The organism is Phytobacter sp. V69, from assembly GCF_965644215.1.
Taxonomy (GTDB): domain Bacteria; phylum Pseudomonadota; class Gammaproteobacteria; order Enterobacterales; family Enterobacteriaceae; genus Phytobacter.
This window is the reverse complement of the sequence record NZ_CBFFRL010000231.1, coordinates 1-6,489: the sequence shown is the minus strand read 5'-3', so window position 1 is coordinate 6,489 and position 6,489 is coordinate 1. Positions and strand designations below refer to the sequence as shown.

Below are 6,489 nucleotides of genomic sequence, written 5' to 3'. Positions count from 1 at the left end.
CTTCCATCGGGAATAAGGATCTGGCAGCCTGAGTTCCCAACTAAAATACTCTCCAGGAAAACCGGGGCGGTTCAGTTTTGTTGGGGCATCGCGAGTTCTTGAAATGCCGAAATCCAACGTGAGTCGTTGCATTTCTCAACTGGAAGAAAGGCTCAATCTTCAGCTTATTGAGCGCAGCACTCGACATATGAAACTCACCCAGGCGGGGCACCTGCTCTATACCCGGGCGAAGCCATTACTGGAGGCGCTTGAGCAAACTGAGACCGAATTAACGTTGCGGCAAATGCTACTCAAAGGCCCATTACGTCTCTGTATTCCCAATGAAATAGGTCCCGCATTGCTGGGTTCTGTGGTTGCCGATTTCGCCTGTCAGCACCCGGAGCTGGAGATCAACTGCGTCACCAATTTGTCAGGTTTTGAATCCCTGCGAGACGATCTGGATTTAGCAATCATTGTTACTCGTGGTCAGATGGATGACAGTGACTACATAGCCCGTCATCTGGTGACTATCCCTTGCACCATCGTTGCCGCCCCCTCCATCATTCAGCGTTATGGTACCCCTTCTCATATCCGGCAATTTGAAGAATTACCCTGTATTACAACGGTAAGTGCACTGAAAGGTGCGCCCTGGCAGTTTATCAATACCAAAGGCGGGTTCGAGACCATTAAGGTTAAAGGACATTATCGGGTAAACAGCGGAGAGATGGCGGGGCGCGCTGCGCTAGCCGGTGTCGGTTTTGCCATTCTGTCGAAACAAGCCTGCCAGCCCTACATTAACGATGGACGGTTAATCGAGGTTGAGTTTGAACAATCGCCTGCGCCATTGCAATTGTTCGCGCTTTACTCAGACAGGCGTTACCTGCCCGCGAAAACCAGAGCGCTCATTGATTTCATGCATCAGGAATTGAGCAATATATCCTTAGCAATATAAGGTGGCATTGAATTGCCACAGCGAGTCCTGTTGGCACAATGAATCTCTGTTTAACGCAGAATCTCACAACAAATGGGCCGTAACCAAACAGCTAATTCGGGCGCTGACCGGACAATACCAGACTGCCTGACCCTAAACGCTCATGATGAACTACAGTGCGGTGCCGGGATACAGATTCGGATCCGGGTGGTAGTTAGGATCTTCAAATCTGGAATTACTGAATCGCTTTTCTGCCGTTGGCCCACTGTATTTGTACGTCACGTCTGGATTCGGCGTGAGGTGCCATGACGTGCCGTCTTTGTCGCGTTCGATAAGCGACGCGTCCGAGGTACAGACATCGCCTGAGCCTTCGTTCAGCATAAACTGATAATAGCGTCCTGCTTTTGGGGTGAACTTAATGGTGATGAAGCAAGAGAGCGTGCGCGGGCCTTCCCACATCATCGACACATCCGTTTCTAAATTGGGCCGGACGCGTGTTTCATAGTAGTCGAAGGTCAATTTTTGTCCGGCTTTAGGCATGCCCATATCCTGCGTATGGATGAAAGGTAGCGGTCCTGAGCGGATGACGCCCCCGGTACGCACACCATTTTCATACTGGTAGATAGCCGCATGCTGCGTGTAGTTGACGATACGAATCCATGCGGGGTTTAGTTCATTAGCAGGTGCTGTGAAGTAATTCGTATGAGGGAAAAATTGGCAACCCGCCAGCAGAGGGAGGGCCAGTAAGCAGAGTGATGGGCGTAATGACATGGTGAGCATCCTTTGCATGTATTGGGTATTCTTGCTGAAAACAAAAACACCCTACGTTAAGCTCAAACGCGTCACATGGGACAATTCCCTAATCTTCAGTTCCCCCTGGATCCTGGAGTGTTAATGAGCGCAGGTGGAGGTCGAAGATCAGCCGTTTGTTGTTCTTTATGTTCGACTTTGCAAAGATGTCTCGCACACGATTGCAAACCTGCCATGCAATCAGGCTCTTTTCTCCACGCCCATAACCAGTGCCCGGCAGCGACACCGGTTCTGCTTTGAGGATTACCCTATGACCACGTTCTATCAACTTACTGCCACCAGTCTGGGTGGGCAGCCTGTCTCTATGGACGACTACGCGGGTAAGGTGTTCTGGTCGTGAATACCGCCAGCCGTTGTGGCTTTACACCCCAATACGGCGGCCTGGAAACGCTCTACAAGAAATATGCCGCCCGGGGTTTGGTGGTGCTGGGTTTCCCCTGCAACCAGTTTGGTAAACAGGAGCCCGGCAGTGCAGACGACATCGCGCGGACCTGCCACATCAATTACGGTGTGAGCTTCCCAATGTTCGAGAAAGTAGACGTTAACGGAACCACAGCGCATCCGGTGTTTCGTTATCTGAAAAACGCATTGCCCGGCGTGCTGGGTGGGCGGATCAAATGGAACTTCACTAAATTCCTGATCGGCCGCGACGGCAAACCACTCAAGCGTTTTGCGCCGTTCACTACCCCGGAGAAAATGGAGGCCGCAATCCTTGCTGCACTTGAAATCTAAGTTATTGATTCGTTTTGCGGAAAAAGGCCTCAAGCGCTGAAAAACCGATGGCATGTTTTGCATAAGAAAAAGTGCCATCACCGCTGACTTCCTGCGCTGCCTGAACAAACGCGCCATAGGCGAATCGGGCCATTGACGCTCCCACGCTTATACGCCGAACCCCGGCTTGCGACAGTTCTTCAACGCTGTAAACATTTCCGGGCAAGCCCATAACAACATTCACGGGTTTTGTTACGGCGCGACAGAGGGTATGAATCATAGAAAGATCCTGAATGCCGGGAGCGTAGAGAACATCAGCTCCCGCCTTTTCGAATGCCTGCAGCCTCTGAATTGTTTCATCAAGGTCCTGATTTCCCCACATGAAATTCTCCGCCCGCGCGGTAATCACGAAATCAGGATCGTACCTATCGCGTGATTCCGCCGCCGCTGAAATTCTCTCGACCGCCAGACTCAAATCAAAGATCGGTGCTTCTGGTCGGCCGGTGTAATCCTCAAGGGAACAACCTGCCAGCCCGGCATCTACCGCAATCTGAATGGTTTGCGCAGCGCTTTGCGGACTGTCACCGATGCCTTTTTCCAGATCGGCTGATACTGGCAGAGGCGTCGCGGCAACGATATTCCGGCAATGATCAATGGTCTGCTGCCAGGAGACCTGGCCTTCTGCCACCCCCAGAGAGAAGGCGAGGCCTGCACTGGTTGTGGCGAGGGCCGCAAAGCCCATTTTTTCAAGTATTCGGGCTGTGCCAATATCCCATGGATTAGGCATGACAATAGTATTCCCGGATTCGTGCAGAAGACGAAACGCCCTACTTTTGTCACGCATAAATCCCTCATATTTTCGACGGTTCTTCCCGGTTAACGGTATCCCATAAATACGGCACTGGAATTCGCTTTCTCATCGCAAACCATACGATATAGTGATGACCACTCCGCCCCCTCCAGGCGAATTACCAGCACGAATGTCTGGTGATCGCGATTACGCACCGGAAGGAATGCCTTTTCACGCCGCGCGGATGAGCGATAAACGCATGGGCACCGGGCAATAATGCCAGTGGCACGATCTTATCACCTGATGATAAGGCGATACCCTTCCCTTTCCAGTCAGATACGAACACAACGAGCCATCGACGGCGTTTGATATAACCACCAGCAAAACATCATCGTTTACTGACATTATTATTTCCCGCGAAATGACAACCATACGCTTCAAACTATAAACAATACACTGACGCCATTATCACCAGACAGATCTACCAGAAATGGATATTGACTGAAAATATGAGAATGTTAAATTTTTCAAGGCTTGAATTTTTTGAGTTCTATTCTTTAGCCCTAACTAAAACCACAAGCATATTATATGTCTGAGCAACTGCAAAACTCGCCCGCGGCCAATAATTCGAAAACTGCTCATCACCAGTGATTTCGCACATTCGCCCCCCGTATCCCTATCACACGTTATCAATGCGGATCTTGATAACTTTTTTGTATTGCTAATATCACGAACAGAAATGGAATGAAGAAATGAGCGTATCACCTAACAGTTTAGCCCTTCGTAGTTTACTGGTCCTGGCGATAGTTTTAGGGGTAAGCGGCTGCGCTGTCCGTTACGATAAAAGCGGAAAAATTCTGTTCAAACCCGATCTGGCAAGCGTGCTGGGAAATGAAGTGGGGCAGTTTACGTTGGCCGATGGCTCTACAGGCGTACTGAGAGAGATGAATGGTCGCTACAGCCTGAAATGGAGCAATCTGATGATTGAACGCCCACTGGATGGAGTGAACTGGGCAAAGATCATCAATCAGTACCATATCGAAGGGCATACGTTGCTGTTGCTGAAAGTGGCGACGTCTTCCTGCCCGGCTCAGTATCGTCTGGTTGATTTGCAAAACACGACGTCTCAGGAATGGGCATTTACCGGAATATGTGATACAGGCCCTGTCGTTACGCCCAGCGCGGACAAATTGCAGATCAACTTTAACACCGGCAACAATTTTGAACAGTTCAACTGGCAGCATGGTCAGGTTTACCACCGTCGTTTACCTGTCGAGAAAAAAACGGTCGTCAATGATAAGAAAGCTGACGTTAAACCAACCCGCAAGTCGACATCTCAACCCGCGACGAAACCGGTAAAGCGCACTCCGACAAGCGCTACGCAGCCACTTCCGCCGAAAGTCGCTCAGCCAGAGCTGGACAATTCACTGCCCACAGAGATTTATCAGCCGACGAAAACGCGTCAAACAAGTCTGGAGGTCAAGTCATGACCGAGCAGGTTCAGGGCGGAAAACGGATGCAGGCCGGGATTAAGCGCTCAAGCCTCCCCGCCTGGCAAAACCGGCTGGTTATCGGCATTACGCTGACCTATCTCATCTGTGAACTGGCATTCAATTCCCGCTTACTGGACCTTGTCGGCAGCATTTCGACGGCGCAAGAAGTCCACAATATGGAGCGCTATGGCCGCACGTTAACCGCCATCGCAGCGGCACTGCTGGTATTGCAGTTCTCCCTTGCGGGTATTGCCAGGCTAAAGAAAAAGCATATCGCGCTGTCGGCCAGAGCCAGCGTCGGCGCCGTGCTTTTACTGTGTCTGGCCACCGGCACGTTAACATGGCATGCCGTGGAGTGGGTTATTGAACGTCAGGTATCAAAAAGTACCGGTGAGTTTCGACAAATGTCGATTCTGGCGCAGCTCTATCAGCAGGCGTTGATTAACGGGCATCAGACGCTTGAGGGTATTCCGCTCGATAGCGACGGCAAGCAGGTGCAAACCTGGACCAGCCCATCCGGCAGGGCATTTCTGGCAACGATGCCAATCCTGCTAAGTTCGGTTAATCGTTATCATCCGCTGCTAAAAAGCGGTGCGGAACAGAATCTTCGCGACAATATCAGTGCCAAAGAAGGCGGTGTGCTTGGCTATTACAAAGCCTGGATCCAGGCTCGCGAAACCGTTCACAAACAGTATCTGGCCTACTACAACGACGAGATGGATCTGAGCGAACCCATCCGACGTGAGCAGGAAAATGCCTGGCAACGCTATGAACGCTCTTTACGTGCGAAGGGGCTGAATACCTGGAACGTACCAAGACGGTATTATGCCAGCGTTCGTAGCCATGTTCGCGGACAAGGCGTACCGGTAACCAATGACTGGACTCCGTCCGATCGTTCCGGATTTAATGCGGCGGTGGCAAAAACAGTCCGACAGCAATATCTCGCGCAGCGAACCGTTGTCTTCAACGGCGTGACCATTCCCAAGCGGCTGGACTGGGGCGTCTTTTTCCGCCAGGACGTCGTGCAGAAATCCTTGCGCGAAAAATTGCAATTACCGGCAGGTACGCTCGTGCGTGAAGCGTATCCGAAAGAGGATGGGCTGAAACAGTTCGCCACGGAGCTCTACATCCCCCATCTTAATACGGTGGTAAATGAACAATTGCCAAAACTGCAGGCATCGCTAAGAAGTTACGGTATTGGGGGCGAAAATGAAAAACAGGGTGAAGACGCTGCACGCGCTGTTATTGTCCCGCCGATTGCGCTGATCTTCTCCTTGATTGGCGCACTGACGCATCTGGCAAAATTACTCTATTTAATTCTCCTTCCACTGACGGCAATCCTGTTAACCAGACGCCCCAACCGCGCGTTATTTTTGCTTAATCGCCATCCGTTAGTTTTCCCGGTCGCGCTGATTTCCGCCATTCTGGTGATGTTTAGCGTAATGAATAACAGTATTACGGCATCGCCAGCTTATCAGGATTTAAAAAATGCCTTACAGGGTGCAGATATTTCAATTACCGATGAGCCGCTATTTTTAAAAGGCGATGCATTATTACGTGTTGTTCACACGGTCAGCATAGGACAAAGCTACACCTATCCGTTGAATCAATTCCTGCGAAAAACCGCACTGGGTGGATTTGATTTCGGGTATGTCACACAAGACGAGTAGTTTCCTTGCGGGAACATTCAAATAACGGAGAGTGAACCGCCCCGGTTTTCCTGGAGAGTATTTTAGTTGGGAACTCAGGCTGCCAGATCCTTATTCCCGATGGAA

At 50.7% G+C, this 6,489-nt stretch carries 5 protein-coding genes and 1 pseudogene; 4 read left to right on the top strand and 2 right to left on the bottom strand.

The genetic code is table 11. The annotated features are described in order from the left end of the window. Nucleotides 1-28: 28 nt before the first annotated feature. Nucleotides 29-931 (top strand): LysR family transcriptional regulator, encoded by a 903-nt coding sequence (locus ACSZPU_RS22135; protein WP_499003197.1) that lies wholly within the window; start codon nt 29-31, stop codon nt 929-931. A 150-nt stretch (nt 932-1,081) separates the two neighbouring features. Here ACSZPU_RS22135 and ACSZPU_RS22130 read toward each other — a convergent pair whose 3' ends face one another. Beyond that, nucleotides 1,082-1,681 carry a hypothetical protein gene (locus tag ACSZPU_RS22130; protein ID WP_499003194.1) on the bottom strand — a complete coding sequence of 200 codons (600 nt, stop codon included), beginning with the start codon at nt 1,679-1,681 and terminating at the stop codon, nt 1,082-1,084. Between the two features lie 289 nt (nt 1,682-1,970). On the opposite strand from ACSZPU_RS22130, the pseudogene ACSZPU_RS22125 reads away from it, so the two are divergent. Next, a pseudogene (locus ACSZPU_RS22125) lies at nt 1,971-2,452 on the top strand (glutathione peroxidase). Nucleotide 2,453: 1 nt separating this feature from the next. On the opposite strand, the gene ACSZPU_RS22120 reads toward ACSZPU_RS22125, so the two are convergent. Continuing rightward, nucleotides 2,454-3,275 (bottom strand): isocitrate lyase/PEP mutase family protein, encoded by an 822-nt coding sequence (locus ACSZPU_RS22120; protein ID WP_499003192.1) that lies wholly within the window; start codon nt 3,273-3,275, stop codon nt 2,454-2,456. A gap of 698 nt (nt 3,276-3,973) precedes the next feature. Between ACSZPU_RS22120 and ACSZPU_RS22115 the strand changes: the two genes are divergently transcribed. Both ACSZPU_RS22115 and ACSZPU_RS22110 read left to right on the top strand, forming a co-directional pair. Continuing rightward, nucleotides 3,974-4,711, top strand: a complete 738-nt coding sequence (locus ACSZPU_RS22115) for a hypothetical protein (protein WP_499003190.1) — start codon at nt 3,974-3,976, stop codon at nt 4,709-4,711. Continuing rightward, nucleotides 4,708-6,384, top strand: a complete 1,677-nt coding sequence (locus ACSZPU_RS22110) for a hypothetical protein (protein ID WP_499003188.1) — start codon at nt 4,708-4,710, stop codon at nt 6,382-6,384. Before ACSZPU_RS22115 ends, ACSZPU_RS22110 begins: the two co-directional genes overlap by 4 nt. Nucleotides 6,385-6,489 lie beyond the last annotated feature (105 nt).